Origin of the sequence: Streptomyces sp. NPDC014889, from assembly GCF_043081205.1 — a bacterium.
Lineage (GTDB): Bacteria > Actinomycetota > Actinomycetes > Streptomycetales > Streptomycetaceae > Streptomyces.
In genome coordinates this window covers 91,774-114,800 of sequence record NZ_JBIBWH010000003.1, presented here as the reverse complement: position 1 = coordinate 114,800, position 23,027 = coordinate 91,774, and the positions used below count along the sequence as shown (strand labels likewise).

Annotated in this window: 20 protein-coding genes; 4 read left to right on the top strand and 16 right to left on the bottom strand. The window is 73.1% G+C overall.

Features of this window, described 5'->3' with window-relative positions; translation table 11 throughout:
* Nucleotides 1–103 precede the first annotated feature (103 nt).
* From ACF09J_RS06600 to ACF09J_RS06590, 3 genes are read left to right on the top strand one after another with little or no spacing between them, the layout of a single operon-like run.
* Nucleotides 104–574 carry an Lrp/AsnC family transcriptional regulator gene (locus tag ACF09J_RS06600; protein WP_392304266.1) on the top strand — a complete coding sequence of 157 codons (471 nt, stop codon included), beginning with the start codon at nt 104–106 and terminating at the stop codon, nt 572–574.
* A 57-nt stretch (nt 575–631) separates the two neighbouring features.
* Entirely contained in the window at nt 632–1,216 is a 585-nt protein-coding gene (locus ACF09J_RS06595) for an ArsR/SmtB family transcription factor (RefSeq protein WP_392304265.1), read from the top strand.
* Nucleotides 1,217–1,227: 11 nt separating this feature from the next.
* Nucleotides 1,228–1,407, top strand: a complete 180-nt coding sequence (locus ACF09J_RS06590) for a hypothetical protein (protein WP_392304264.1) — start codon at nt 1,228–1,230, stop codon at nt 1,405–1,407.
* A gap of 17 nt (nt 1,408–1,424) precedes the next feature.
* Here the strand turns inward: ACF09J_RS06590 and ACF09J_RS06585 are convergent, their stop codons facing one another.
* From ACF09J_RS06585 to ACF09J_RS06525, 13 genes are all read right to left on the bottom strand, one after another.
* Nucleotides 1,425–2,216: a S16 family serine protease gene (locus ACF09J_RS06585; RefSeq protein WP_392304263.1), complete on the bottom strand. Its 792-nt coding sequence runs from the start codon at nt 2,214–2,216 to the stop codon at nt 1,425–1,427.
* A gap of 68 nt (nt 2,217–2,284) precedes the next feature.
* Complete coding sequence (locus tag ACF09J_RS06580; RefSeq protein WP_392304262.1) at nt 2,285–2,926, bottom strand: IclR family transcriptional regulator; 642 nt, start codon at nt 2,924–2,926, stop codon at nt 2,285–2,287.
* 320 nt (nt 2,927–3,246) lie between these two features.
* Nucleotides 3,247–5,037: a DEAD/DEAH box helicase gene (locus ACF09J_RS06575; protein WP_392304261.1), complete on the bottom strand. Its 1,791-nt coding sequence runs from the start codon at nt 5,035–5,037 to the stop codon at nt 3,247–3,249.
* A gap of 181 nt (nt 5,038–5,218) precedes the next feature.
* Nucleotides 5,219–5,608 carry a type II toxin-antitoxin system death-on-curing family toxin gene (locus ACF09J_RS06570; protein ID WP_392304260.1) on the bottom strand — a complete coding sequence of 130 codons (390 nt, stop codon included), beginning with the start codon at nt 5,606–5,608 and terminating at the stop codon, nt 5,219–5,221.
* Nucleotides 5,605–5,805, bottom strand: a complete 201-nt coding sequence (locus tag ACF09J_RS06565) for a CopG family transcriptional regulator (protein ID WP_392304259.1) — start codon at nt 5,803–5,805, stop codon at nt 5,605–5,607. Before ACF09J_RS06565 ends, ACF09J_RS06570 begins: the two co-directional genes overlap by 4 nt.
* 41 nt (nt 5,806–5,846) lie before the next feature.
* A complete protein-coding gene (locus ACF09J_RS06560) occupies nt 5,847–7,304 on the bottom strand; it encodes an MFS transporter (RefSeq protein ID WP_392304258.1) in 1,458 nt (485 codons plus the stop codon).
* A gap of 93 nt (nt 7,305–7,397) precedes the next feature.
* Nucleotides 7,398–7,994 carry an SUKH-4 family immunity protein gene (locus tag ACF09J_RS06555; protein ID WP_392304257.1) on the bottom strand — a complete coding sequence of 199 codons (597 nt, stop codon included), beginning with the start codon at nt 7,992–7,994 and terminating at the stop codon, nt 7,398–7,400.
* 202 nt (nt 7,995–8,196) lie between these two features.
* Nucleotides 8,197–10,500 (bottom strand): xanthine dehydrogenase family protein molybdopterin-binding subunit, encoded by a 2,304-nt coding sequence (locus ACF09J_RS06550; RefSeq protein WP_392304256.1) that lies wholly within the window; start codon nt 10,498–10,500, stop codon nt 8,197–8,199.
* Nucleotides 10,497–12,638, bottom strand: coding sequence for a 2Fe-2S iron-sulfur cluster-binding protein (locus ACF09J_RS06545; RefSeq protein WP_392304255.1), 2,142 nt, complete (start codon nt 12,636–12,638; stop codon nt 10,497–10,499). Before ACF09J_RS06545 ends, ACF09J_RS06550 begins: the two co-directional genes overlap by 4 nt.
* A complete protein-coding gene (locus ACF09J_RS06540; RefSeq protein ID WP_392304254.1) occupies nt 12,635–13,528 on the bottom strand; it encodes an FAD binding domain-containing protein in 894 nt (297 codons plus the stop codon). Before ACF09J_RS06540 ends, ACF09J_RS06545 begins: the two co-directional genes overlap by 4 nt.
* Nucleotides 13,529–13,824: 296 nt before the next feature.
* On the bottom strand, nt 13,825–15,510 hold the full coding sequence (locus tag ACF09J_RS06535) for a beta-N-acetylhexosaminidase (RefSeq protein WP_392304253.1): 1,686 nt from the start codon (nt 15,508–15,510) through the stop codon (nt 13,825–13,827).
* 139 nt (nt 15,511–15,649) lie between these two features.
* Nucleotides 15,650–15,931: a DUF3039 domain-containing protein gene (locus tag ACF09J_RS06530; RefSeq protein ID WP_141360526.1), complete on the bottom strand. Its 282-nt coding sequence runs from the start codon at nt 15,929–15,931 to the stop codon at nt 15,650–15,652.
* A 28-nt stretch (nt 15,932–15,959) separates the two neighbouring features.
* Nucleotides 15,960–16,529, bottom strand: coding sequence for a YqgE/AlgH family protein (locus ACF09J_RS06525; protein WP_392304252.1), 570 nt, complete (start codon nt 16,527–16,529; stop codon nt 15,960–15,962).
* 276 nt (nt 16,530–16,805) lie between these two features.
* On the opposite strand from ACF09J_RS06525, the gene murA reads away from it, so the two are divergent.
* Nucleotides 16,806–18,152, top strand: a complete 1,347-nt coding sequence (murA, locus tag ACF09J_RS06520) for a UDP-N-acetylglucosamine 1-carboxyvinyltransferase (RefSeq protein ID WP_392304251.1) — start codon at nt 16,806–16,808, stop codon at nt 18,150–18,152.
* Nucleotides 18,153–18,278: 126 nt separating this feature from the next.
* Here murA and ACF09J_RS06515 read toward each other — a convergent pair whose 3' ends face one another.
* The 3 genes from ACF09J_RS06515 to ACF09J_RS06505 form a co-directional block, all read right to left on the bottom strand.
* Complete coding sequence (locus ACF09J_RS06515; protein ID WP_003990598.1) at nt 18,279–18,560, bottom strand: HU family DNA-binding protein; 282 nt, start codon at nt 18,558–18,560, stop codon at nt 18,279–18,281.
* Nucleotides 18,561–18,856: 296 nt separating this feature from the next.
* Complete coding sequence (locus ACF09J_RS06510) at nt 18,857–20,272, bottom strand: NAD-dependent malic enzyme (RefSeq protein ID WP_392304250.1); 1,416 nt, start codon at nt 20,270–20,272, stop codon at nt 18,857–18,859.
* A gap of 376 nt (nt 20,273–20,648) precedes the next feature.
* Nucleotides 20,649–22,970 carry a HelD family protein gene (locus tag ACF09J_RS06505; protein ID WP_392304249.1) on the bottom strand — a complete coding sequence of 774 codons (2,322 nt, stop codon included), beginning with the start codon at nt 22,968–22,970 and terminating at the stop codon, nt 20,649–20,651.
* Nucleotides 22,971–23,027: the final 57 nt, after the last annotated feature.

The following is a 23,027-nucleotide window of genomic DNA, read 5'->3' as shown; positions in this document are numbered from 1 at the left end:
TCTCGCAAGGTGCGCAATAGTTCGCGCATCCACTGGGCAATGTGCTCAGCACAGGCGGGGAGCGTGCGGGCTTTCTGTACAGGATGACCATTGGGGAGAGGGGATGGCGATCGATCATCTGGACGGCCGCGTCATCGTGCTGCTGGCGCGCGAGCCGCGCATCGGCGTGCTGGAGATGTCGCGGCGGCTGGGGGTGGCGCGGGGGACGGTCCAGGCGCGCCTCGACCGCCTCCAGGCGCGCGGGGTGATCCGCGGCTTCGGCCCGGAGGTGGACCCGGCGGCGCTCGGCTATCCGGTGACCGCGTTCGCGACGCTGGAGATCCGGCAGGGGCAGGGCGCGGACGTACGGGCGCATCTGGCGGCCGTGCCGGAGGTGCTGGAGCTGCACACCACCACCGGCTCGGGAGACATGCTGTGCCGGCTGGTGGCCCGTTCGAACGCCGATCTCCAGCGGGTGATCGACCGGGTGGTGGACTTCGAGGGCATCGACCGGGCGTCGACGGCGATCGTGATGGAGAACCCCGTGCCGCTGCGGATCATCCCGCTGGTGGAGCAGGCCGCCTCGGAGGAGTGAGACCGACTTACAAAGAACCCGTTGCAAAGCTGTCTTTGCAACGCTACCTTTGCATGCATGGACGAGCTCCCGGACCATCAGGTCCGCACCCTTGACGCCCGCTCGCTGCGCGGTCTGGCGCACCCGCTGCGCATGCGGCTGCTGAACACGCTGCGCCACGGCGGGCCCGCCACTGCCTCCCAACTCGCCGCGAAACTCGGTGAGTCCAGCGGGGCCACCAGTTACCACCTGCGCCAGCTCGCCGCGCACGGGTTCGTCGAGGACGCGCCCGAGCACGGCAAGGGGCGGGAGCGCTGGTGGCGGGCGACGCACGGAGGAGTCAGCTTCGACGAGACGCTGCTGAAGGACGCCGATTCCGAAGTCCGCGGTGCCGCGGACCTGTTCCTGCACGAACTCGCCAACCAGAGCACGCAGGAGCTGTCGACCTGGCTCGCTACCAGGCACGACTGGTCCGAGGACTGGATCCGCGCCTCGGACATGAGCGACTGGACCCTGCGCCTGACGCCCGAACTCGCCCTCGGCCTCATCGAGAAGATGCACGAACTCCTGGAGAGCTACCGGGCCCTGGCCCCCGAGGACGGCACCCCGGACACCGAGACGGTGCGCATCCACACGCACGTCCTCCCCACCCGCACGGACTGAGAGGCCGACCCATGCTTCCCGAGATCCACCTCGCACTGCACCGCACCCGCGCCGCCGAACTCCAGGCCGAGGCGCACCGGCCGGCCACCCCGGCCGACACACCCGGCGCCCTGCGCACCCGGCTGGGCTGGACCCTCGTGGAACTCGGCCTGCGCCTGGCCACCGGACCGAGGGCGGCCGCGGCTCTCTAGGGGCGACGGAGGGGGGCCTAGCAGCTCGGGACCTTGTCCAGGCCCTTCTCCATGACGACCAGGGCGTCGACCGCGCTCTTGAGGGTGGTCACCGGGACCAGGCGCAGCCCCTTCGGCAGCTCCGCCCTGGCGTCGGCGCACTCGGCCCTCGGGACCAGGAAGACGGTGGCGCCGTCCCGGTGGGCGGCCTGGGTCTTGAGGGCCACGCCGCCGACCGCGCCGACCGTGCCGTCGGCGTTGATGGTTCCCGTGCCGGCGACGGTGCGGCCGCCGGTGAGGTCGCCGCCGCTGCCGTTGCCGTGCAGCTTGTCGATGATGCCGAGGGAGAACAGCAGGCCGGCGCTGGGGCCGCCGACGTCGGCGAGCTTCAGCGTGACCCTGACCTTTTTGTCGCTGATGCCGAGGTACTTCAGGGCGGCCCGGGTGGCCGCGTCCTGGGACTGCCTCATCTGCTCCGCGTTGTGCTGCTCGATCTCCTTGACGTTGTTGCCGCTCGGGTAGACCGCGTCGCGCGGCATGACCGCCCGGTCGGTGGCGAACCAGCCGTCGATCACGTCCCCCAACGAGACGCGCGCGTCCGGGCCGGTGGCCTCGATGGTCGTCATACGGAGCTGGCCGCTGGTCGTGCGGGTGGGCGCGCCGGAGATGGTGATGACCTGGGTGCCCTTGTTCTCCCCCAGCACGTTCGCGGTCATCCCGGGCTGCGCCACCGAGAACGGCAGCGGCGCGAACACCGCGGTGGCGATCAGAGCCGCGACGGGCAGCGCACAGACGGCGAGGGCCTGGGAACGTGTGAGGCGAGAGAGCACGGGATCAATCTATCCCCCGCACGAAATCCGGCCAGCCGGCGACGGTTGCCGCACGAGCGCCCCAGCGTTCAGCGCAGGGCCTCCGCCACCTCGCGGGCCGCGTGGACGACCCGGGGGCCGACCCGTTCCGGTACGGCGTCCGCCAGCATGACGACCCCGACGCTGCCCTCGAGGCCGGTCACGCCGAGCAGGGGTGCCGCCGCCCCGCAGGCCCCGGCCTCCAGTTCGCCGTGCGTCAGGGTGTAGCCGGGTCCCTCGGCCGGCTTGCGGCGGGCCGCGAGGATCGCCTTGCCCGCGGCGCCCCGCTCCAGGGCGTGCCGGAAGCCGGCCCGGTAGGCCACGTGGTAGTCGGTCCACGTCGGTTCGACCACGGCGACGGCCAGCGCCTCCGAGCCGTCCACCAGCGTCAGATGCGCGGTCGCCCCGATGTCCTCGGCCAGCGACCGCAGCGCGGGCAGCGCCGCCTCCCGTACCAGCGGATGCACCTGGCGGCCCAGCCTCAGCACACCCAGCCCGACCCTGGCCCGACCGCCCAGATCACGGCGGACGAGCATGTGCTGTTCCAGGGTGGCAAGCAGCCGGTACACCACGGTCCGGTTGACGCCCAGTCTCTGCGACAGCTCGGTGACGGTCAGCCCGTGGTCCGTCTCGGCCAGCAGTTTGAGGACTCTCAGTCCCCGGTCGAGCGTCTGGGAGGTCTCCGCGGTCACGACGCCCACTCCTTAGTGGTGAGGTCGGCGGCCTCTCCGCATCGCGCGCGTGACCGTGTCCCGTCGGTGACGCGCGGCAGAGGCCCCCGATCGGCCGGCGCTCCGGGCCGCCCCGGACTGAAGTCGCCTCACGGCCGCGCTCCGTGGCGGTGCTGCCACGGTGCGTCGGCGTAGCCGGACATTAGCGGAAGCAGTTCGCTGAGCGGAAGCCTCCGTCCAGAATCCGGTCATCGACCGGTACGGAGTGCGGAGTTCGTCCCGATACGTACTCCGGCGGTGCCCGGGGACCGCGCGTCAGGAACGCGGAGTCGCACCCCGGGTCACTTCATGCGCGTCGCCCACTCCTGCACCTTGGCGATGCGCTGGCGCAACTGACCCGCCGTCGCCTCGGCGCTGGGCGGGCCACCGCACACCCGGCGCAGCTCGGTGTGGATGACGCCGTGCGGCTTGCCGCTCTGGTGGACGTACGCGCCCACCATCGTGTTGAGCTGCCGGCGCAGCTCCATCAGCTCCTTGTGGCTCACCACCGGCCGCCGGTCGGCGGGGAGTTCGAGCAGGTCGGCCTCGGCGTCGGGGCGCTTGCGGCTGTGCGCGATCTGCCGGGCCTGCCGCTTCTGGAGCAGCAGTTGCACCTGCTCGGGTTCGAGCAGGCCCGGGATGCCGAGGTAGTCCTGCTCCTCCTCGCTTCCCGGGTGGGCCTGCATGCCGAACTCGGCGCCGTCGTAGAGGACCCGGTCGAAGACGGCGTCGGACTCCAGCGCCTCGAAGGGCAGCATGTCCTGCTCGCCGGTGTCCTCGTCCTGCTCCCGGTTCGCCTCGTCCATCTCCTTCTCGGACTCGGCGTACGGGTCCTCCTCGCCGTCCTTCTTCGGCCTGTCGAGGGCGTGGTCGCGCTCGACCTCCATCTCGTTGGCGAAGGTCAGCAGGTCAGGGACGGTCGGCAGGAAGACGGAGGCGGTCTCGCCGCGCCTGCGGGACCGTACGAAACGGCCGACGGCCTGGGCGAAGAAGAGCGGGGTGGAGATGGTGGTGGCGTACACGCCGACCGCGAGCCGGGGCACGTCGACGCCCTCGGAGACCATGCGGACGGCGACCATCCAGCGGTCCTCGTTGCCGCTGAAGTCGTCGATCCGCTGCGAGGCGCCGGCGTCGTCGGACAGGACGAGCGTCGCGCTGCTGCCCGTGATCTCGCGGATCAGCTTGGCGTAGGCGCGGGCGGACTCCTGGTCGGAGGCGATGACCAGGGCGCCGGCGTCCGGGATGCCCTTGCGGACCTCGGTCAGCCGCTGGTCGGCGGCGCGCAGCACGGCCGGCATCCACTCGCCGCGCGGGTCGAGCGCGGTGCGCCAGGCCTGGCTGACGGCGTCCTTGGTCATCGGCTCGCCCAGCTTGGCCGCGATCTCGTCGCCCGCCTTGGTGCGCCAGCGCATGTTGCCGCTGTAGGAGAGGAAGATGACGGGCCGGACGACGCCGTCGGAGAGGGCGGAGCCGTAGCCGTAGGTGTAGTCGGCGGCGGAGCGCCGGATGCCGGCCGAGTCCTCCTCGTACGTGACGAACGGGATGGGGTTGGTGTCGGAGCGGAACGGCGTACCGGTCAGGGCGAGCCGGCGGGTCGCGGGCTCGAAGGCCTCCAGGCACGCCTCGCCCCACGACTTGGAGTCGCCGGCGTGGTGGATCTCGTCGAGGATGACGAGGGTCTTGCGCTGCTCGACGCGGTTGCGGTGCAGCATGGGCCGTACGCCGACACCGGCGTAGGTGACGGCGACGCCGTGGTACGACTTGCCGAGCGGGCCCGCGCTGTACTCCGGGTCGAGCCTGATGCCTATCCGCGCTGCGGCCTCGGCCCACTGCTTCTTCAGGTGCTCGGTCGGCGCGACCACGGTCACCTGCTGGACGACGTGGTGATGCAGCAGCCAGGAGGCCAGCGTCAGCGCGAAGGTCGTCTTTCCGGCGCCGGGGGTGGCCACCGCCAGGAAGTCGCGGGGCTGGGTCTGGACGTACTTCTCCATCGCCCCCTGCTGCCAGGCGCGCAGCTTCCCGGCCGTACCCCAGGGGGCACGACCGGGAAAGGCGGGCGAGAGATGATGCGAGTGGGACGAGCTGGCAGACATAGGCGTGGGCCCGGAGGGCCCTCCGTTGAGGGTGGTGGCGGGTGACGGGCGGGCGGTAGTCACGGTCTCCGGTTCGCTGTGCTGGGGGTCTCGGCTACGTATGACGACCGGGCCACCCTACCGGCGGCCCGACGGTGCCAACCCGCCGACGGCACGGCGTCCCCCGGGGATGGGACTGAGGTCACATCTCTCGCTCCGCGAGCTCACGCAGCGCCTCACCGATCACCTTGACCTCTTCGAGAGCCCCCGTCGCCACGGCGCTGATCAGGCGCTCGGCGGCGTCGGTGTCCGGACGTAGCTGCACGCCGTTCAGCGCCAGGAAGACGACACAGGACAGCCAGGCGGTGCGTCTGTTCCCGTAGACGAAGGCACGGTCGAACGCCAGCGAGTGCAGCAGCGCCGCTGCCTTGTCGAACAGGTCGGGGTAGGCTTCCGCGCCGCGCAGCGCGGGGGCGGACGGGCGGCGGGCGGCCGCGGCCACCAGCCCCACGTCACGCACGACGGCGCCTTGGCTGCCGACGGCGTACTCCGTGATGGCCAGGACGTTCTCGGCCGAGAGGTACACGGTCACTTCAGCCGCTCCAGGAGCTCCGCCCACTTGGCGGCTTGCTCCTCGGCGGCCTTGCGCACCAGCGCCGCGTGCGCCGTGGCGGCCAGGTAGTCGTCCACGGCACGCAGCACGATGGAGTGCACGCTGACGCCCTCTGCTTCGGCGCACCGCTTCAGTGCCTCCGCCTGGTCGTCGCGCAGGTGCAGGTCCATGGCCATGCCCAAAAGGTAGCGGGGCGCCGGAAGCAGACCTATCCCGCTCAGGAGTGAACCCGCAGCCGCCGCGTCACCCACGCCCCCGTCAGCGCCACCGCCGCCATCGGCAGGAAGACCACCGCGAACGCCGCCGGGTGGGAGGCGGAGGCGGTGGTCGCGGTGGTGTGGGCCACCGTGCCGCCGCCCAGCGCGGCGAACGCGGCGCCGCCCGCGGCGAGCAGGACGACGTTGGACAGGGCGTCGGAGATCTGCAGGGCCGCGGAGTTGGCGCCGGCCTCCTCCGGGGCGGACAACCGCAGCAGCAGCACGCTGGTGGAGGCGATGACCAGGCCCATGCCGAAGCAGCCGAAGGCCCAGGCGACGGCGACCGTCCAGACTGGGACCGCGGCGATCAGCACGCTGGGCGCGGCGGCGATGGCCGCGGCCACCAGCACCATCCCGGAGGTCATCAGCCGCTCCCGGTGCGGCGCCATCCGCGGCTGCGACTGCACCCACGAGCCCAGCGCCCAGGTCACCCCGCCGGCCGCGAGGGAGAACCCGGCCAGCGTCGGGGACAGCCCCCGCTGGGTGACGAGCATCAGCGGCACGAAGGACTCGGCGGCGATGAAGGAACCGGCCGCGACCCCGCGCAGCAGCACGACGGAGGGCAGCCCGCGCGCCGCCCGGTACGTGCCGCGCGGCAGCAGCCCCCGCACGGCCGGGACCAGCAGCGCGGCGCCCGCCGCTCCGGGCAGCAGCGACAGCCAGCGCAGGTCCTGGGCCGCGTACTGGAGCAGCCCGGCGCCCAGGGAGATGCCGAGGGCGAGCCGGATGCGGCGCAGGTCGAAGGAGGACTGTCCGGCAGCCTCGCCCACCGGGCCGCCCGCCCGCCGCCGTATCTGCGGCAGGGCGATGGCCAGCGGGAACACCACGAGCACCGGGATGCCGACGAACACCCAGCGCCAGCCCAGGTGCTCGGTCACCGCGCCGGAGGCGAGCGGGCCGACGATCGACGGGACCACCCAGGCCGCCGCGAACGCCGCCATGATCGACGGGCGCAGCCGTTCGGGATAGGCCCGGCCGACGACGACGTAGAGGGCGACGATCACCAGGCCGCCGCCGAGCCCCTGCACGGCGCGCCCCGCGATGAACACCCACATCGTGCCGGCCGTCCCCGCCAGCAGCAGCCCGGCCACGAACGAGCCGATCCCCGTGGCCAGCGGGGCCAGGGGGCCGCGCCGGTCGGACCACTGCCCGGAGAGCACCATCCCGAACAGGCTGGTGGTGAAGAACCCCGAGAACGCGAACGCGTACAGCGACACCCCGTCCAGTTCCCGCGCCGCCACGGGCATGGCCGTGCCGACGGCGGTCGCCTCGAAGGCGATCAGCAGGACGACGGAGACGATCCCGATGCTCAGCGCCCGGTGGTCGCGGCTCAGCACGGTGTCGGCCGCCGCGTCGTGGGGGCCGGGTCTGTCGGAGATGTCGGCGACCTCTGCGTCGCGCGGTTCCAGGGCGCTCATGGTCGCCAGAGTAAGGTGCGCAGCCCACTTTGGCCCCTGTCGGGAGTCGCCTCACGGCCGGGACCTTGGTCCTAAGCCGTGCGACCGAGCGGTTCAGCGGCGGGCGGCCCGGCGGCGCAGGAGCCAGAGGGTGAAGGCGAGGGTGGAGACGTCCTTGGTGAGGGGGGTCGGCGCGGATTCGGGGCCGGTCCAGGTGAGGACCTCGCCGGTGGTGCCGTCGACCAGCAGGCTGCTGCCGCCGGCGAAGCGGCCGAGGCGTATCAACTGGTCGGCGCGGGCGGGCAGTTCGTCCGGCCAGAAGTCGTCGGGGCACTCGTCGGCGCAGAACTCGGCGAGCGTCGGCAGGGGCACGTCGGTGTCGGACTGGAGGAGTACGCCGTCCTCGGGCAGGCCCGTGTCGCGCAGGAAGCGGCGGGTGGGCTCGTGGGTGAGGGCGGCGGGGAAGTCGACGTCCTCGTAGCGCGCGATCCGGCCGCGACCGAACTCGCGGTGCAGCAGGCGGGCGCGCAGATCGAGGGTGAGCCCGGAGGCCGTGCCGGGCCTGACGGCCAGAACCGCCGGGCGGACACGGGCCGCCGGGCGGGTGGCGGCCGCCGCCGGCCGGGCCGCGAACTCGCCGTACGCACGGCGCAGTTCGCGGGCCATCTCGGGCAGGGTGATCACCCTGACAACGGTGTCGGTCGTGCTCATCGCTCCCCCGCGCGGTTCGGTTCAGGTTCCGGGGCGGACCGCGCCCCGGGCTGTTCGGGTCCGGGCGCTCCGTCTCGGGCGAGTGCCCTCGTCCCCACTGCCGGAAGACTACGCCCCCTCACTGACAACGTCCCAAAACGGAAGACGCCGGGCGGGCGCCCGGCGTTCCCTTCCGGCCCGGTTCACTGCGGGCGGGCACCTCTCACTGCGTGGTCACGACCGCGGCCTGCGGCCGGATCGGCAGCCGGTTGACCGGACGGCCCGTGGCGGCGCGCACCGCGGAGGCGACGGCCGCCGGGGAGGTCACCACCGGTACCGCGCTGACCGCCTTCGCGCCGAAGGGGGCGACGACGTCCCGCTCCTCGACCAGTTTCACGATCCGGATGTCGGGCGCGTCCAGGGCGGTGGGCAGGGCGTAGCCGGTGAGGTCGGGGTGGCGGACCAGCCCGCGCGGGGTACGCAGGTTCTCGGTGAGGGCGATGCCCACGCCCTGGGTGACGCCCCCCTCGATCCGGGCGGCGAGCTGGGCTGGGTTGAGCACCCGGCCCACGTCCTGGGCGAGGGCCATCTCGACGACCCGCACCGAGCCCAGCTCGATGTCCACGTCCACCACCGCGCGCACGGCGCAGAAGGCCAGGCCCACGAAGGCGTCGCCCTGGCCCGCCCCGTCCAGCGGCTCGGTGGGGTGCGGGCGGCACTGGGCGGTCGCCCACAGCTCCTTGCCGTCCAGCGCCTCCGTGACCGTGGTGGACAGCACGCCGTCGTACGACGTGATCTTGCCGTCGGTGATCTGGAGCAGTTCGGTGGACATCCCGAACTTGTGGGCGAGGGGCTGGAGGAGCTGGGTGCGGACCATCTTGGCCGCGCGTTCGACCGCGCCGCCCGACACCCAGGTGTGGCGGCCGCGGCAGCCGGCGCCGGCCGGGGGCTGGTCGGTGTCGACGGGTGCCACGTGCACCTCGTCGATGCCGAGGGTGTCCTGGACGATCTGCCGGGCGAGCGTCGTGAAGCCCTGGCCGGACTCCACCGCCGCGCACAGCACCGTCGCCACACCGCCCTGCACCCGCACGGTCGCCGTGGAGACCTCGTCGGCGCCCTCGGCGCCGAGCATGTGCACCATGCCCAGGCCGTAGCCCACGCCCCGGCGCACCGCGCCCGGTTCGCCCGCTCCCTCGAGCCCGCCGGGCAGCAGCCACTCCTCCTCGGGGACGTCCTTGGGCAGCGGCGGCAGCGGGTGGTCCCGTACGGCCTGGAGCAGTTCGGCGACCGGGGCCGGGCACGTCACGGTCTGGCCGGTCGGCAGTACGTCGCCGGTCGCCATGGCGTTGCGCAGGCGCACCTCGGCCGGATCGAGGCCGAGCTTCTTGGCCAGCTTGTCCATCTGCGCCTCGTAGGCGGCGCACACCTGCATCGCGCCCTCGCCGCGGACATGGCCGGAGGGCGGGTTGTTGGTGCGCACGGCCCAGCCCTCGATGAAGGCGTTCGGGACGACGTAGGGGCCGCAGGCGAAGGACACGGCGGCGGCGAGGGCCTCGGAGGAGGTGTCGGCGTAGGCGCCCGCGTCCAGCAGGATCTGCGCCTCGACCTTGACCAGCGTGCCCTCGGCGTCGGCGTGGTGGCGGTAGCGCAGCAGCGTCGGGTGGCGGTGGGGGTGCCCCAGGAACGACTCCTCGCGGGTCGCGGTGAGCTTCACCGGGCAGCCGGTCTTCAGCGCCAGCAGGCCGAGCGGGAGCTGGCAGCCCTGGTCCTCGCGGTCGGCCGTGGCACCGGGCACGCCGGTGACGACGATCTTCACGCGCTCGGGTTCCAGGCCGTAGCAGGCGGCGAGCGCGTCGCGGTCGGTGTGCGGGTCGGTGGAGGCCAGGTACAGCTCCACGCCGCCGTCGGGGCGGGGCACCGCGAGGCCGGCCTCGGCGCCGATGGGGGCGGGGTCCTGTCGGCCGATGCGGTACAGGCCCTCGACGACGACCTCGCCGGCCGCGTCCGGGTCGCCGTGGCGCAGCGGGATGTGCCGGATCAGATTGCCGTCGGGGTGCAGCGGCTCGGCCTCGAAGGCCTGTTCGGGGTCGGTCACCGGGTCGAGCACCTCGTACTCGACGATGACGGCCGCGGCGGCCATCCGGGCGGTGTCCGGGTGGTCGGCGGCCACGGCCGCGATGGGCTCGCCGTGGTGGCGCACGACCTCGGAGGCGAACACCGGGCGGTCGGGCGTGCCGCGGCCGTGGACCGGGCGGCCCGGGACGTCCTCGTGGGTGATGACGGCCCGTACGCCGGGCATCTCGCGCGCGTGTGCCGTGTCGATGGACACGATGCGCGCGTGCGGGTGCGGCGAGCGCAGCACCGCCGCCCACAGCAGGCCCTCGGCCCACAGGTCGGCCGCGTACGGGAAGGTGCCCTCCGTCTTGGCGCGGGCGTCGGCGGCCGGCAGCGAGGAGCCGAGCCCGTGCGGCAGCGGTTCGGGTGCGGGGGCGGTCTCCGCGGCGGCGGTGGCGGCTTCGTTGCTCACGCCTGGCCTCCGTCCTGGCCGTAGGGGTCGTGCGGTGCGGGGGTGTCGAACGCGGAGGGGTGGATCCCGCCCGCGCCCGGGCCCGCCTGGTGCGGGATGCGCGGCTCGTCGGCCTCCTGATCGGCCTCGTCCGCCGCGGAGTGCGCCTCGCGTTCGGTGACGACCTCCTTGACGGCCTGGAGGACGCCGCGGTAGCCCGTGCAGCGGCAGAGGTTGCCGCACAGCGCCTGGCGGGTCTCCAACTCGGTCGGGTCCGGGTTGCCCTCCAGCAGATCGTGCACGGTCATGGCCATGCCGGGCACGCAGAAGCCGCACTGCACCGCGCCGCAGCGGGCGAGCGCCCGCTGCACGTCCGAGGGCTGTCCGTCCACGGCCAGTCCCTCGACCGTGCGCACCTCGCTGCCGGCCGCGGTGACGGCGGGCACCAGGCAGGAGGCGACCAGGCGTCCGTCGACCTGAACGTTGCAGGCGCCGCACTCGCCCTGCGAGCAGCCGTCCTTGGCGCCCGCGAGCCCGAGCCGCTCGCGCAGCACGTACAGCAGCGACTCGCCGATCCAGGCGTCGGTGACGGGCCGGTCGGCGCCGTTGACGCGCAGCACGTACGAGGCGAGCGGGTGCTCGTCCTGCGGGGGCGCGGCAGGCGGGTCCTCCTGGGCGGCGGCGTCCGTCTGTCCGGCGTCCGGGCCCGGGGCGGTGGATGCTTCGTCCGCGGTCGCGGAGCCGGAGGTCGTGACGGGCTGCTCGGCGGCCCCGGAGGGCGGCTGGGTGTCCTCGGCCGGGCCGGGCCGCGCGGGGCGCCCGGTGGGCCCCTCGGCGGCCTTGCCGGTCCCCCGGATGTCCCGTCCGGCCGCGGCCGCGCCGGAGGCCGGCCGTGGGGAGTCCGCGCCGGACTCCGCCGGGGACTCGGGCCGGGACTGCGAGTCCTGGGAGTCCTGTTCCGCGCGGAGTTGGGCCTCCGCCGCCGTGGCGCCGCTGCCCCGCCCCTGTGCGGCGTCCGCGCCGGTTCCGGTCACGGCCGGCGGCAGCGGGCCGGCGGTCGCGGCCTCCGGCGCGGATTCCCCGGGCGCGTGCCCGGCCTCCTCCGGACGGCCGTCGGCGCCGGTCCGGTACGCGCCTTCCGCCGCCCCGGCACCGGGCACGCCCTCCGCGGCGGAAGCTCCCGGCGACTGCGCTTCCGCGCGCGCACCGGGCCCTCCGGCCGGGAAGGCACCACCGGTCGCTCCGCCCGCGGCGAAAGCCCCGGGCAGCCGCCCGTCTCCGCTCGTGTCGTACGCCGCTTCGGCCGCCCCGGCACCGGGCGCAACTCCGCCCGGCCGCCCGGCCAAAGACGCGCCACCGGCTACACCGTCCGCGGCGGAAGACCCCGGGGGCCGCACGTCCGCGGGCGCGCCATGCGCCCCGTACGCGCCCTGGCCCGCCCCGGCGCCGTGCCCGCCCGCGGCGGGAGCCCCCGGCATCCGTCCGTCTCCGTGCGTGCCGTACGCGGCTTCGGGCGAGCCCGGGCCGGTCTCGTAGGGGCCGCCCGCCTGGGGGCCGCCGTGCTCGGGGCGGGGGCGGCTCCAGGCCTGGCCGACCTCCTCCGTGGCCCATGGGGCAGCCGCGCCACCGGGGAGCGTGGACGGAGGGGTGCCGCCCCACTGCTGGACCAGCGACGACGTGGTGAACTCGCCGGATTCGTCCGGGATGTCACCCCCGGCGACGGGGATCGACCACTGCCCGGTCACGTCCTGCCCGGGCGCGGGCGGGGCCTGAGCGGCCGGGCCCGCCTGGCCCTCGTCGAAGTTCCACTGCTGGGTGGCCTCCGGACGGTACGTGAACCGGTCACCCGTGCCTGCGTCCTGCGGCACCGCGTTGGGGTCGGGCCACTGGGCGCCCTGCGCGGGCGCGCCCGGCACGCCCCAACCGCCGGGCGCCGCCGGGTCGGTGCCCCCCGTGGGGGCGGGCGTGACCGCTATCTGCGGCGGCACGTAGCCGTGGCCCGGCGCCGCGAGCGGGCTGTCGGCGGCCAGGAGGGCGTCGATGCCTCCCTCGGGCAGCTTCACGAACGCGGTGGCGCCGTCGTCGTACTCGCCCTGCGGCAGCGGGTCCCATCGGCCGCCGCTGCCCGGCGTGCCCTCCGCGTGCTGGTCGTCGGTCACGACAGCGCCCTCCCCAGTGCTCGTCGGGCCAGCGCGGCGACGGTGCGCCGCAGATGCAGTACGGCGGGCGGAAGCTGCTGCACGGAGCCGTCCTCGGCCGGGACCGGATCGGGGATGCAGGCCGCGGCCACGTACTCGCCGAAGGCGGTCTGCGCCTCGGGGACGATCACGCGGCCGGCGTCCCAGTCGATGAGCTGGGCCACCCAGTGCTCGGCGTCCAGCGGCCGCAGCGGCATCGGCGCTATGGCGCCCACCGCGCAGCGCACCCCGCGCCGGGCCGGATCGAGGACCAGCGCCACGGACGCGACCGCGCGGCCCGGTCCGGTGCGGCCGGTCGCCTTGAGGAAGACCTGCGGCGCGTGCAGCAGCGGTACGCGCACGTAGCCGATGAGCTCGCCCGCGCGGAGCATCTCCACGCCGGCCAGCAGGTGCGACACCGGGATCTCCCGGCGGGCTCCGCCCGGGCCCGCGATGATCAGGGTCGCCTCCAGGGCGGCCAGCACCGGCAGCGCGTCCCCGGTGGGAGCGGCGGAGGCGATGTTGCCGCCCAGGGTGCCCGCGTTGCGGATGTGCGGCGGGCCCGCGGCGCGGGCGGCGGCGGCCAGCGCCGGGATCAGGGCGGCGAAGTCGGGGCGTCCCATGCGCGCGTGGGTGAGTCCGGCGCCGAGCAGCGCGTGGCCGTCCTGGTACTGCCAGCCGCGGATCTCGCTGATCCGGCCGAGCCCGACCAGCGCGGTGGGCCTGAGCTGCCCGGAGTTGACTGCGGCCATGAGGTCGGTGCCGCCGGCCACGGGCACCGCCGCGGGCATGGCGGCCAGTGCCGCCACCGCCTCGTTCAGTGTCGTGGGCAGTGTGACGGCCTGCGCCGCCCGAGGTGCGTGCGTGGTCAAAACCGGCTGCCCCTTCCCGCTGCCCCCACTGGTCCCACCTGTGCTGCCGTACGGTACGTGCTGACAGGCCGGACGTGGCAACTCTGGCACATCTTCGCAGGGCCCGAAGACAGGGGTCCGCTAGGTGGCATTCGCCCACCTCATCGGGGACATGGCCTGATTTGGCACATCATCACCGGTGCGGGCGAATTCCCACTCTTCGCTGACTCTTACGGTCTTTTTCCGGCACCTGTTCGAGACGGCGGAACCGGCGGGCTGGGCCCTGAGCGGAATCGGCCGCCCCACCGCCTCGGCGGCTACCGCGAGGGCGGAGGACCCTCCAGAGGCCGCCCGAGGACGCCCGGACGCCGCTGCCACGGGTGCGGCCCGGCGGGAGGCCGGTAGCCGACTCCCAGGGCGTCCAGACGCCCGTAGTGGGCGTTCATCCGCCGCTCGAAATCCGCGAAGTCCCGTTCCGCCGGGGCGGGCAGGGCGCTCCAGGCGACCTCGGCGAAGGCGGCCAGCCTGGGGAACACCTGGTAGTCCACGCGGGCCTGATCCTCCATCACCTCGGTCCACACGTTCGCCTGTGCGCCCAGCACATGGCGGGCCTGCGCCTCGTCCAGTTCCGGCGGGACCGGCTCGAACCGGTAGACGTCCTCCAGGGTGCGCACGTAGCCGATCGGCACGGGCTCGTCCGCGCTCGGGGCCTGGCGGTGGTCCAGGTACACCTGCTGTTCGGGGCACATGACGACGTCGTGGCCGGCCCGCGCGGCGGCGATCCCGCCCGCGTACCCGCGCCAGGACGACACCGCGGCCCCCGCCGCCAGACCGCCCTCCAGGATCTCGTCCCAGCCGATCAGCCTGCGCCCGCGCGCGGTGAGCCAGGCGTCGAAGTGGCCGATGAACCAGGACTGGAGCGCGTCCTCGCCGGCCAGCCCGAGTTCCGCGATCCGCGCCCGCGCGGCCGGCGAGGCCCGCCACTGCTCCTTGGGGCACTCGTCGCCGCCGATGTGGAAGAACTCTGAAAAACCCGAGAAACCCGAGAAACCCGAAAACCCCGCGGATCCGGTGGAGGCCACGGCGTCCGCGGGGAACAGGTCGAGCAGTTCCTCGAAGACGCCCTCGTAGAAGCGCAGGGTGGCGTCGGTGGGGGCGAGGACGTTCGGGTTGACCCCCCAGTCGTCCCAGACGGTGAGGGCGGCGGTGTCGACGACGTCGGTGTTGCCGAGTTCCGGGTACGCGGCGATGGCGGCCTGCGAGTGCCCGGGCACGTCTATCTCGGGGACGACGGAGATGTGCCGTTCGGCGGCGTAGGCGACGATCTCCCTGATGTCGTCCTGGGTGTAGTGACCGCCGTGCGGTTTGTCCTCCCACAGCGGGGACGCCCGGTGGCCGAATCTCGTCCGCGCCCGCCAGGAGCCGGTCTCGGTCAGCCTCGGGTAGCGCTTGATCTCGACGCGCCAGCCCTGGTCGTCCGTCAGGTGGAAGTGCAGCACGTTGAGTTTGTGCGCGGCCATCAGGTCGAGGTAGCGCAGCACGCCGTCCTTCGGCATGAAGTGGCGGGCCACGTCGAGCATCAGGCCGCGCCAGCGGAAGCGGGGTGCGTCCTCGATCACCCCCGCCGGGACCGCGTGGGCGGCGTCCGGCCGTACGGGGGCGCGCCGGAAGGCGTCGGGTCCGAGGAGCTGGCGGAGGGTCTGCGCGCCCCAGAACACCCCGGCCGGGGAGCCGCCGCTGATCTCGACACCTCGGCCGGCGACGGCGGCGAGCCGGTACGCCTCGGGCTCCAGGGAGTCGTCCAGGCGCAGCCGCACGGAGTCCGGGTCGTCCTCGGCGCCGGGCGGGAGGGGCAGGCCGAGGGCCGCGCCGAGCGTGCCGCGCAGCCAGCGTTCCGTGCCGCCGGTGCCCTCCGCGGCCCACAGCGTGGTGTTCCGGTCGAGCGGGACGGCGCGGTCCTGGGAGCCGGCCGCGGCGCGCGGGGCCGGAATCACATCGGTCATGCCCCATGGGTAGCGTCGGCGGCGACTCAACGCAACGGGCGTTGCACATGGTGCACGGGCCCGTCGACGACACAGGCCCCCGGGGCACGCCTGTGCGCGCCTCGGGGGCCCTGCGAGTCTCTGCCGAGCGGGGAGCCGGTTACTTCTTCTTGTCGTCGCCGCCTTCGCCGCCGCCGCTCATGGATTCGTAGATCTCCTTGCACAGCGGGCAGACGGGGTACTTCTTCGGGTCGCGGCCCGGCACCCACACCTTGCCGCACAGCGCCACGACGGGCGTACCGTCGAGGGCGCTCGCCATGATCTTGTCCTTCTGGACGTAGTGGGCGAAGCGCTCGTGGTCGCCGTCGCCGTGGGACACCTGCGGCGTCGGCTCGACGAGGGTACCCGTACCAGTGCCGCGCTCGGGCTCGAGAGTGCTCATACCGCAAGGGTACTGAAGGCCCTGGGCATCAGTTGAGCGAAGGGTCGTCCGGATATGTGGCGACCATCGCCAGCTCGTTGCGCTGGCGGCGCAGCACTTCGCGCCAGAGTTTCTCGGGGGCCGGGGAGGACACGTCGCCGGGTTCGGACTCGACGACGTACCAGGCTCCGTCCTCCAGCTCGTCCTCGAGCTGGCCGGGGCCCCAGCCGGCGTACCCGGCGAAGATCCGCAGCGAGCCGAGGGCGGAGGCCAGCAGTTCGGGAGGCGCCTCCAGGTCGACGAGACCGATCGCGCCGTGCACCCGGCGCCAGCCCAGCGGGGCGCCTTCGCCGGAGCCGCCGGGGATGACGGCGACGCCGAGTGCGGAGTCCAGGGACACCGGGCCGCCCTGGAAGACGACGCCGGGCTCCCCGGCGAGGTCCGCCCAGCCCTCCAGGATGTCGCCCACGTCCACGGGGGTGGGACGGTTGAGGACGACACCGAGGGAACCCTCCTCGTCGTGGTCGAGAAGGAGCACCACCGCGCGGTCGAAGTTCGGGTCCGCCAGGGCGGGCGTGGCCACGAGCAGCCGCCCTGTGAGCGAGGACACCTCGGTCATGCCAGACATGATCCCGCATCTTCCCTTCGCATGGGGAGCCAATCCGGCTGCGGGGGTGAGCGCAGCTCAGGGGACACGGAAGCGTCACCGGCGCACGGCGGCGATGGTGACCGCACGTGCCCGGCGCTCAACGGGGCGTGTCGGCGCGGGCCCGATGGCCGACCCGGGCCGCCCACGGGCTTCCTACAGGGGGGCGCACGGCGATTACCCTGTCTCTCCGGCCCCCTCCGCTGTGATCGGCCGGCCCCTGACCACCCTCATCGGAACGCGAGATACATGACCGTCAACGGCACTGACGACGTACTGCTTGTCCATGGCGGAACCCCGCTGGAGGGCGAGATCCGAGTCCGCGGTGCGAAGAACCTCGTACCGAAGGCCATGGTCGCCGCCCTGCTGGGCGGTGAGCCAAGTCGCCTGCGCAACGTTCCGGACATCCGTGACGTGCGTGTCGTGCGGGGTCTGCTGCAACTGCACGGGGTGACGGTCCGTCCGGGTGAGGAACCGGGTGAGCTGGTGCTCGACCCGACCCGGGTGGAGAGCGCCAACGTCGCCGACATCGACGCCCACGCGGGCTCCTCGCGCATTCCGATCCTGTTCTGCGGGCCGCTGCTGCACCGGCTGGGGCACGCGTTCATCCCCGGCCTGGGCGGCTGCGACATCGGCGGCCGGCCCATCGACTTCCACTTCGACGTGCTGCGGCAGTTCGGCGCGGTCATCGAGAAGCGGGCCGACGGGCAGTATCTGGAGGCGCCGAAGGGCCTGCGCGGGACGAAGATCCGGCTGCCGTACCCGTCGGTCGGCGCGACCGAGCAGGTGCTGCTGACGGCCGTGCTGGCCGAAGGCGTCACCGAGCTGTCCAACGCGGCCGTCGAGCCGGAGATCGAGGACCTGATCTGCGTTCTGCAGAAGATGGGCGCGATCATCGCGATGGACACCGACCGGACGATCCGGATCACGGGTGTGGAGAAGCTCGGCGGCTACGACCACCGGGCGCTTTCGGACAGGCTGGAGGCCGCGTCCTGGGCGTCGGCGGCGCTGGCGACCGAGGGCGACATCTACGTCCGCGGCGCGCAGCAGCGGTCGATGATGACCTTCCTGAACACCTACCGGAAGGTGGGCGGCGCGTTCCGGATCGACGACGAGGGCATCCGCTTCTGGCACCCGGGCGGCCAGTTGAAGTCCATAGCGCTGGAGACGGACGTGCACCCCGGTTTCCAGACGGACTGGCAGCAGCCGCTGGTCGTCGCCCTGACCCAGGCCACGGGCCTGTCGATCATCCACGAGACGGTGTACGAGTCGCGTCTGGGCTTCACCTCCGCGCTCAACCAGATGGGCGCCCACATCCAGCTCTACCGCGAGTGCCTGGGCGGCTCGGACTGCCGCTTCGGCCAGCGGAACTTCCTGCACTCCGCGGTGGTGTCGGGCCCGACCCGGCTCCAGGGTGCCGACCTGGTCATCCCCGACCTGCGCGGCGGCTTCTCCTACCTGATCGCGGCCCTGGCCGCCCAGGGCACGTCCCGCGTCCACGGCATCGAGCTGATCAACCGCGGCTACGAGAACTTCATGGAGAAGCTCGTGGAGCTGGGCGCCAAGGTGGAACTCCCGGGGCAGGCGCTCGGCTGACCGGGAAGTCGGTACGACGGTGGGGCGGCCCCCGGCGAGGGGCCGCCCCATTGGCGTCGTGGTGGCCTGAAAGGACCGGCCCTCAGCGCCCCGTGCGCCGTCCCGCGGCGCACGAGACGGCTGGGGTCACTTGCCCTTGGCCGCTTCCTTGAGCTTGCTGCCCGCGGAGACCTTCACGCTGTAGCCGGCCGGGATCTGGATCGGCTCGCCGGTCTGCGGGTTGCGAGCGGTGCGAGCGGCACGGTGGGTGCGCTCGAAGGTCAGGAAACCAGGGATGGTGACCTTCTCGTCCCCCTTGGAGACGATGTCGCCGACGACGTCGGCGAACGCGGCCAGCACGGCGTCGGCGTCCTTGCGGGTCACCTCGGCACGGTCGGCCAGCGCGGCCACCAGCTCACTGCGGTTCATGTTCTTACTCCCGTGTTCTTCTTGCCGTTGCGGCGAGGCCGCATGTTGGGCCAGCGAAGCCGATGCTGCCAGGGTCCTCGGTGAGTCCCCGGACCCGGGTCCGTCGCCGAACCCTCGCGCCCAGGGAGGCATCCTGCCCCCACCTGCGGCGCGAATGCCAATCCGGCACCCATAGGAGTCGTGAGAACACCCTTGGGAGTCACACGAAGAGATGCCCGAGCCTGGCCGTCACGATAAGGCTCCGCCGGCGGCGGGGTGCTTCACGACGCGCCGGTTTCCCGGCACGGTGGCAATCATCACGCCGTAGCCGCCGTTTTCGCGGCCGCCTCCCGGACCGCTCCGGCCACCGCTCCGGCGACCTTGTCGTTGAATACGCTCGGGATGATGTAGTTCGGGTTCAGCTCGTCCCCGGTGACCACGTCGGCCAGCGCCTGCGCGGCGGCCAGCATCATCTCCGTGTTGACGGTACGGGACTGTGCGTCCAGCAGGCCGCGGAAGACACCCGGGAAGACCAGCACGTTGTTGATCTGGTTGGGGAAGTCGGAGCGGCCGGTGGCCACAACTGCCGCCGTCTGACGGGCGATTGCCGGGTCCACCTCGGGGTCGGGGTTCGCGAGCGCGAACACGATCGCGCCCTCCGCCATGGCGGCCACGTCGTCGCCGTCGAGCACGTTGGGCGCCGAGACGCCGATGAAGACGTCCGCGTCGTGCACGGCCTCCTTCAGGGTGCCGGTCAGGCCCTCCGGGTTGGTGTTGTCCGCGATCCAGCGCAGCGGGGAGTCCGGGGCGGCACCGACGAGGTCGTCACGGCCGGCGTGCACCACACCGTGGATGTCGGCGACGACGGCGTTCTTCACGCCCGCGGCGAGCAGCAGCCGCAGGATCGCCGTACCGGCCGCGCCGGCGCCGGACATGACCACGCGCACGCTGTCGATCGACTTGCCGACCACGCGCAGCGCGTTGGTCAGCGAGGCGAGCACGACGATCGCGGTGCCGTGCTGGTCGTCGTGGAAGACGGGGATGTCGAGGGCCTCGCGCAGCCGGGCCTCGATCTCGAAGCAGCGGGGCGCGGAGATGTCCTCCAGGTTGATGCCCGCGAAGCCGGGGGCGATCGCCTTGACGATCTCGACGATCGCGTCGCTGTCCTGGGTGTCCAGGCAGATCGGCCAGGCGTCGATGCCGGCGAAGCGCTTGAAGAGGGCCGCCTTGCCCTCCATGACCGGCAGGGCGGCCTTCGGGCCGATGTTGCCCAGGCCGAGCACGGCCGAGCCGTCCGTCACGACCGCAACGGAGTTGCGCTTGATGGTCAGGCGCCGGGCGTCCTCGGGGTTCTCCGCGATCGCCATGCACACGCGGGCCACACCGGGGGTGTAGACCATGGACAGGTCGTCACGGTTGCGGATGGGGTGCTTGGACGCCATCTCGATCTTGCCGCCGAGGTGCATGAGGAACGTACGGTCCGAGACCTTGCCCAGCGTGACGCCCTCGATGCCGCGCAGCTTCTCGACGATCTCCTCGGCGTGGGCCGTCGAGGTGGCCGCGATGGTGACGTCGATACGGAGCCGCTCGTGGCCCGAGGCCGTGACGTCGAGGCCGGTCACCGAGCCTCCGGAGGACTCCACGGCCGTGGTGAGCTGCGATACGGCGGTTCCGCCCGCCGGCACCTCCAGACGGATGGTCATCGAGTAGGAGACGCTGGGCGCCGTTGCCATGGCCGACTTCCTCTGCTTTCACCGTGTCGCGAAGTTCTGCCGTCCGATCGTCGCACCTACCCCTGAGTACGTGGTAGCCGCCCCGGGTTGCGGACGTAGTGTTCACCGGGAGGTGACATTTTCGGAATTTGAATTCCACCATACGAGAACCTTCGCGGTGGCGGAAGATGCCGGAGTGACAAAAGAGGCCCACGTCACACCGTGACGTGGGCCTCTCGAAGTTTGTATGACACCGACCCGCCATGCTCGCCTCGCGGCAAGTGGTCGCTCGTAGCGACAAAGGTTGGGCCCGGGGGCTTGGATCGGGCCGGTGCCGTATCCAGGCTAACAAACGGATCCGCGGTGGCCATTCCCGTCGCCGAGGTTCACCCGTTGTTCAGTCCCTCAGCAGATCCGGCACCCCGGCCCCGTCCGGCTCGTCCCGCTCCGCGGAGACCACCGTGAGCTGCTGGGTGGCCCTGGTCAGGGCCACGTACAGGACCCGCAGGCCGGCCGGTGACTCGTCCGCGATCTCCGCGGGCGAGACGACGATCGTCGCGTCGTACTCGAGACCCTTGGCCTCCAGGCTGCCGAGGGCCACCACCCGGTCGCCGAGCCCGGCGAGCCAGCGCCGGGCCTCCTCGCGCCGGTTCATGGCGACGACCACGCCGACCGTGCCGTCGACCAGGTCGAGGAGCCGTTCCGCCTCCGCCCGCACGCTCTTCTCCAGGGAACCCCTGACGACGGCGAAGCGCGGCTCCACCCCGGTGGAGCGCACGGCCGTCGGCGCGGTGGAGCCGGGCATGGCCAGGGCGAGGACCTTCGAGGCCAGCTCGGCGATCTCGGCGGGGTTGCGGTAGTTCACGGTCAGCTCGAAACGGCGGCGCGGCCGGGTGCCCAGGGCCTCGTCGCGCGCCTCGGCCGCCTCGTCCTGGTCGGACCAGGAGGACTGGGCGGGGTCGCCGACGACCGTCCAGGTGGCGTGCCGGCCGCGGCGGCCGACCATCCGCCACTGCATGGGCGTGAGGTCCTGCGCCTCGTCCACGATGACGTGCGCGTACTCGGTGCGCTCCTGCGCGAGGCGTTCCGCCCGCTCCCGCTGCGACTCCTCCCGCACCGGCATCAGCTCCTCCAGACCGGTGAGCTGGTCCAGCGGATCCAGTTCGCGCTTGCGGCGCGGGCGGGCCGGGGTGCCGAGGATCGCCTGGAGCTCGTCGAGCAGGGCGATGTCGTGCACCGAGTGGCCGCCGCGCCGCAGCGAGCGGGCCACCCGGCGCACCTCCCCCGGGTTGAGGATCCGGCGCGCCCAGCGGCCCAGCCGCCGCTCGTCGGCCATGGCGGTGAGCACGGCGGCCGGGGTCAGCTCCGGCCACCAGGCGTCGAGGAAGGCGGCGAAGGAGTCCTCGCCGGTGACGTCCTCGTCGAAGGAGGAGCGCAGCTCAGCGGCGAGCTCCGGGTCGGTGTGCCGGGTGCCGGCGCCCGACTTCTGCCACAGCGCGTCGAGGAGCAGCTTGCGGGCGCGCGGGCGCAGCAGGTTGACCGGCGCGGTGCCGCCGAGGGCGGTACGCCGGGCGTGGTCGAGTTCTTCGGCCTCCAGCTCCAGCCGGCGGCCGAAGGCGACGACCCGCAGCCGGTCCGGTGTGCCGTTCGCCTCCAGCGCGCCCCGCGCCGCCTTGCGCAGCACCTTCAGCATCCGGTGCGACCCCTTGGCCCGGGCCACCGACGGGGAGTCGTACAGCGTGGCCTCGACGCCGTCGACGAGCGAGCCGATCGCCCGGACGGCGACCTGGCCCTCCTCGCCGAGCGAGGGCAGCACGCCCTCGGTGTAGGCCACGAGCAGCGGCGTCGGGGAGACGATCAGGATGCCGCCCGCGTAGCGGCGCCGGTCCTGGTAGAGCAGGTAGGCCGCCCGGTGCAGCGCGACCGCCGTCTTGCCCGTCCCCGGGCCGCCCTCGACGTACGTCACCGAGGCAGCGGGGGCGCGGATGACCAGGTCCTGCTCGGCCTGGATGGAGGAGACGATGTCCCGCATGGTGTGGCCGCGGGACCGGCCGAGCGCGGCCATCAGCGCGCCGTCGCCGATCGCGGGCAGCTCGTGGCCGTCGAGGACGGCCTTGAGCTCGGGACGCATCAGATCGTCCTCGACGCCGAGCACGCGCCGCCCCTTGGAGCGGATGACGCGCCGGCGCACGACCCGGCCGGGGTCGACCGGGGTGGAGCGGTAGAAGGGGGCCGCGGCCGGTGCCCGCCAGTCGATGACCAGCGGGGAGTAGTCCTCGTCGAGGACGCCGATACGGCCGATGTGCAGGGTCTCGGCGATGTCCGCCGTGCCGTCCTCGCGGACCGCGCCCTCGGCCGGCTCCACCGCCGTGTAGGCGCCGTCCGGGCCCTTCCTGCCGTCCTTGCCGAGCAGCAGGTCGATACGGCCGAAGAGAAAGTCCTCGAACTCGTTGTTCAGCCGGTTGAGGTGGACGCCCGCCCGGAAGACCTGCGCGTCGCGCTCGGCCAGCGCGCCGGGTGTGCCCACCTGGCCGCGCTGCGCCGCGTCGCGCATGAGGAACTCGGCCTCGTGGATCTTCTCCTCGAGGCGGCGGTACACCCGGTCCAGGTGCTGCTGTTCCACACTGATCTCACGGTCCCGTACGGAGTCGTGCGCCGCTTCGTGCGCCGCGCCGTGGACCGATCCGACCGCGGAATCCTGTTGAGCCTGTGCGGCCACCGGGCCCCCTTCTGACGTGCTGGGCAGCCGTCAACCGTACGCGAAAGGGGCCCGTCG

Bases quoted from the DNA above. Each gene is read 5' to 3' on its own strand.
- ACF09J_RS06600 (WP_392304266.1), top strand. From the start codon at position 104: ATGGCGATCGATCATCTGGACGGCCGCGTCATCGTGCTGCTGGCGCGC.
- ACF09J_RS06595 (WP_392304265.1), top strand. From the start codon at position 632: ATGGACGAGCTCCCGGACCATCAGGTCCGCACCCTTGACGCCCGCTCG.
- ACF09J_RS06590 (WP_392304264.1), top strand. From the start codon at position 1,228: ATGCTTCCCGAGATCCACCTCGCACTGCACCGCACCCGCGCCGCCGAA.
- ACF09J_RS06575 (WP_392304261.1), bottom strand. From the start codon at position 5,037: ATGTCTGCCAGCTCGTCCCACTCGCATCATCTCTCGCCCGCCTTTCCC.
- ACF09J_RS06565 (WP_392304259.1), bottom strand. From the start codon at position 5,805: ATGGCCATGGACCTGCACCTGCGCGACGACCAGGCGGAGGCACTGAAG.
- ACF09J_RS06560 (WP_392304258.1), bottom strand. From the start codon at position 7,304: ATGAGCGCCCTGGAACCGCGCGACGCAGAGGTCGCCGACATCTCCGAC.
- ACF09J_RS06555 (WP_392304257.1), bottom strand. From the start codon at position 7,994: ATGAGCACGACCGACACCGTTGTCAGGGTGATCACCCTGCCCGAGATG.
- ACF09J_RS06535 (WP_392304253.1), bottom strand. From the start codon at position 15,510: ATGACCGATGTGATTCCGGCCCCGCGCGCCGCGGCCGGCTCCCAGGAC.
- ACF09J_RS06530 (WP_141360526.1), bottom strand. From the start codon at position 15,931: ATGAGCACTCTCGAGCCCGAGCGCGGCACTGGTACGGGTACCCTCGTC.
- ACF09J_RS06525 (WP_392304252.1), bottom strand. From the start codon at position 16,529: ATGACCGAGGTGTCCTCGCTCACAGGGCGGCTGCTCGTGGCCACGCCC.
- murA (WP_392304251.1), top strand. From the start codon at position 16,806: ATGACCGTCAACGGCACTGACGACGTACTGCTTGTCCATGGCGGAACC.
- ACF09J_RS06515 (WP_003990598.1), bottom strand. From the start codon at position 18,560: ATGAACCGCAGTGAGCTGGTGGCCGCGCTGGCCGACCGTGCCGAGGTG.
- ACF09J_RS06510 (WP_392304250.1), bottom strand. From the start codon at position 20,272: ATGGCAACGGCGCCCAGCGTCTCCTACTCGATGACCATCCGTCTGGAG.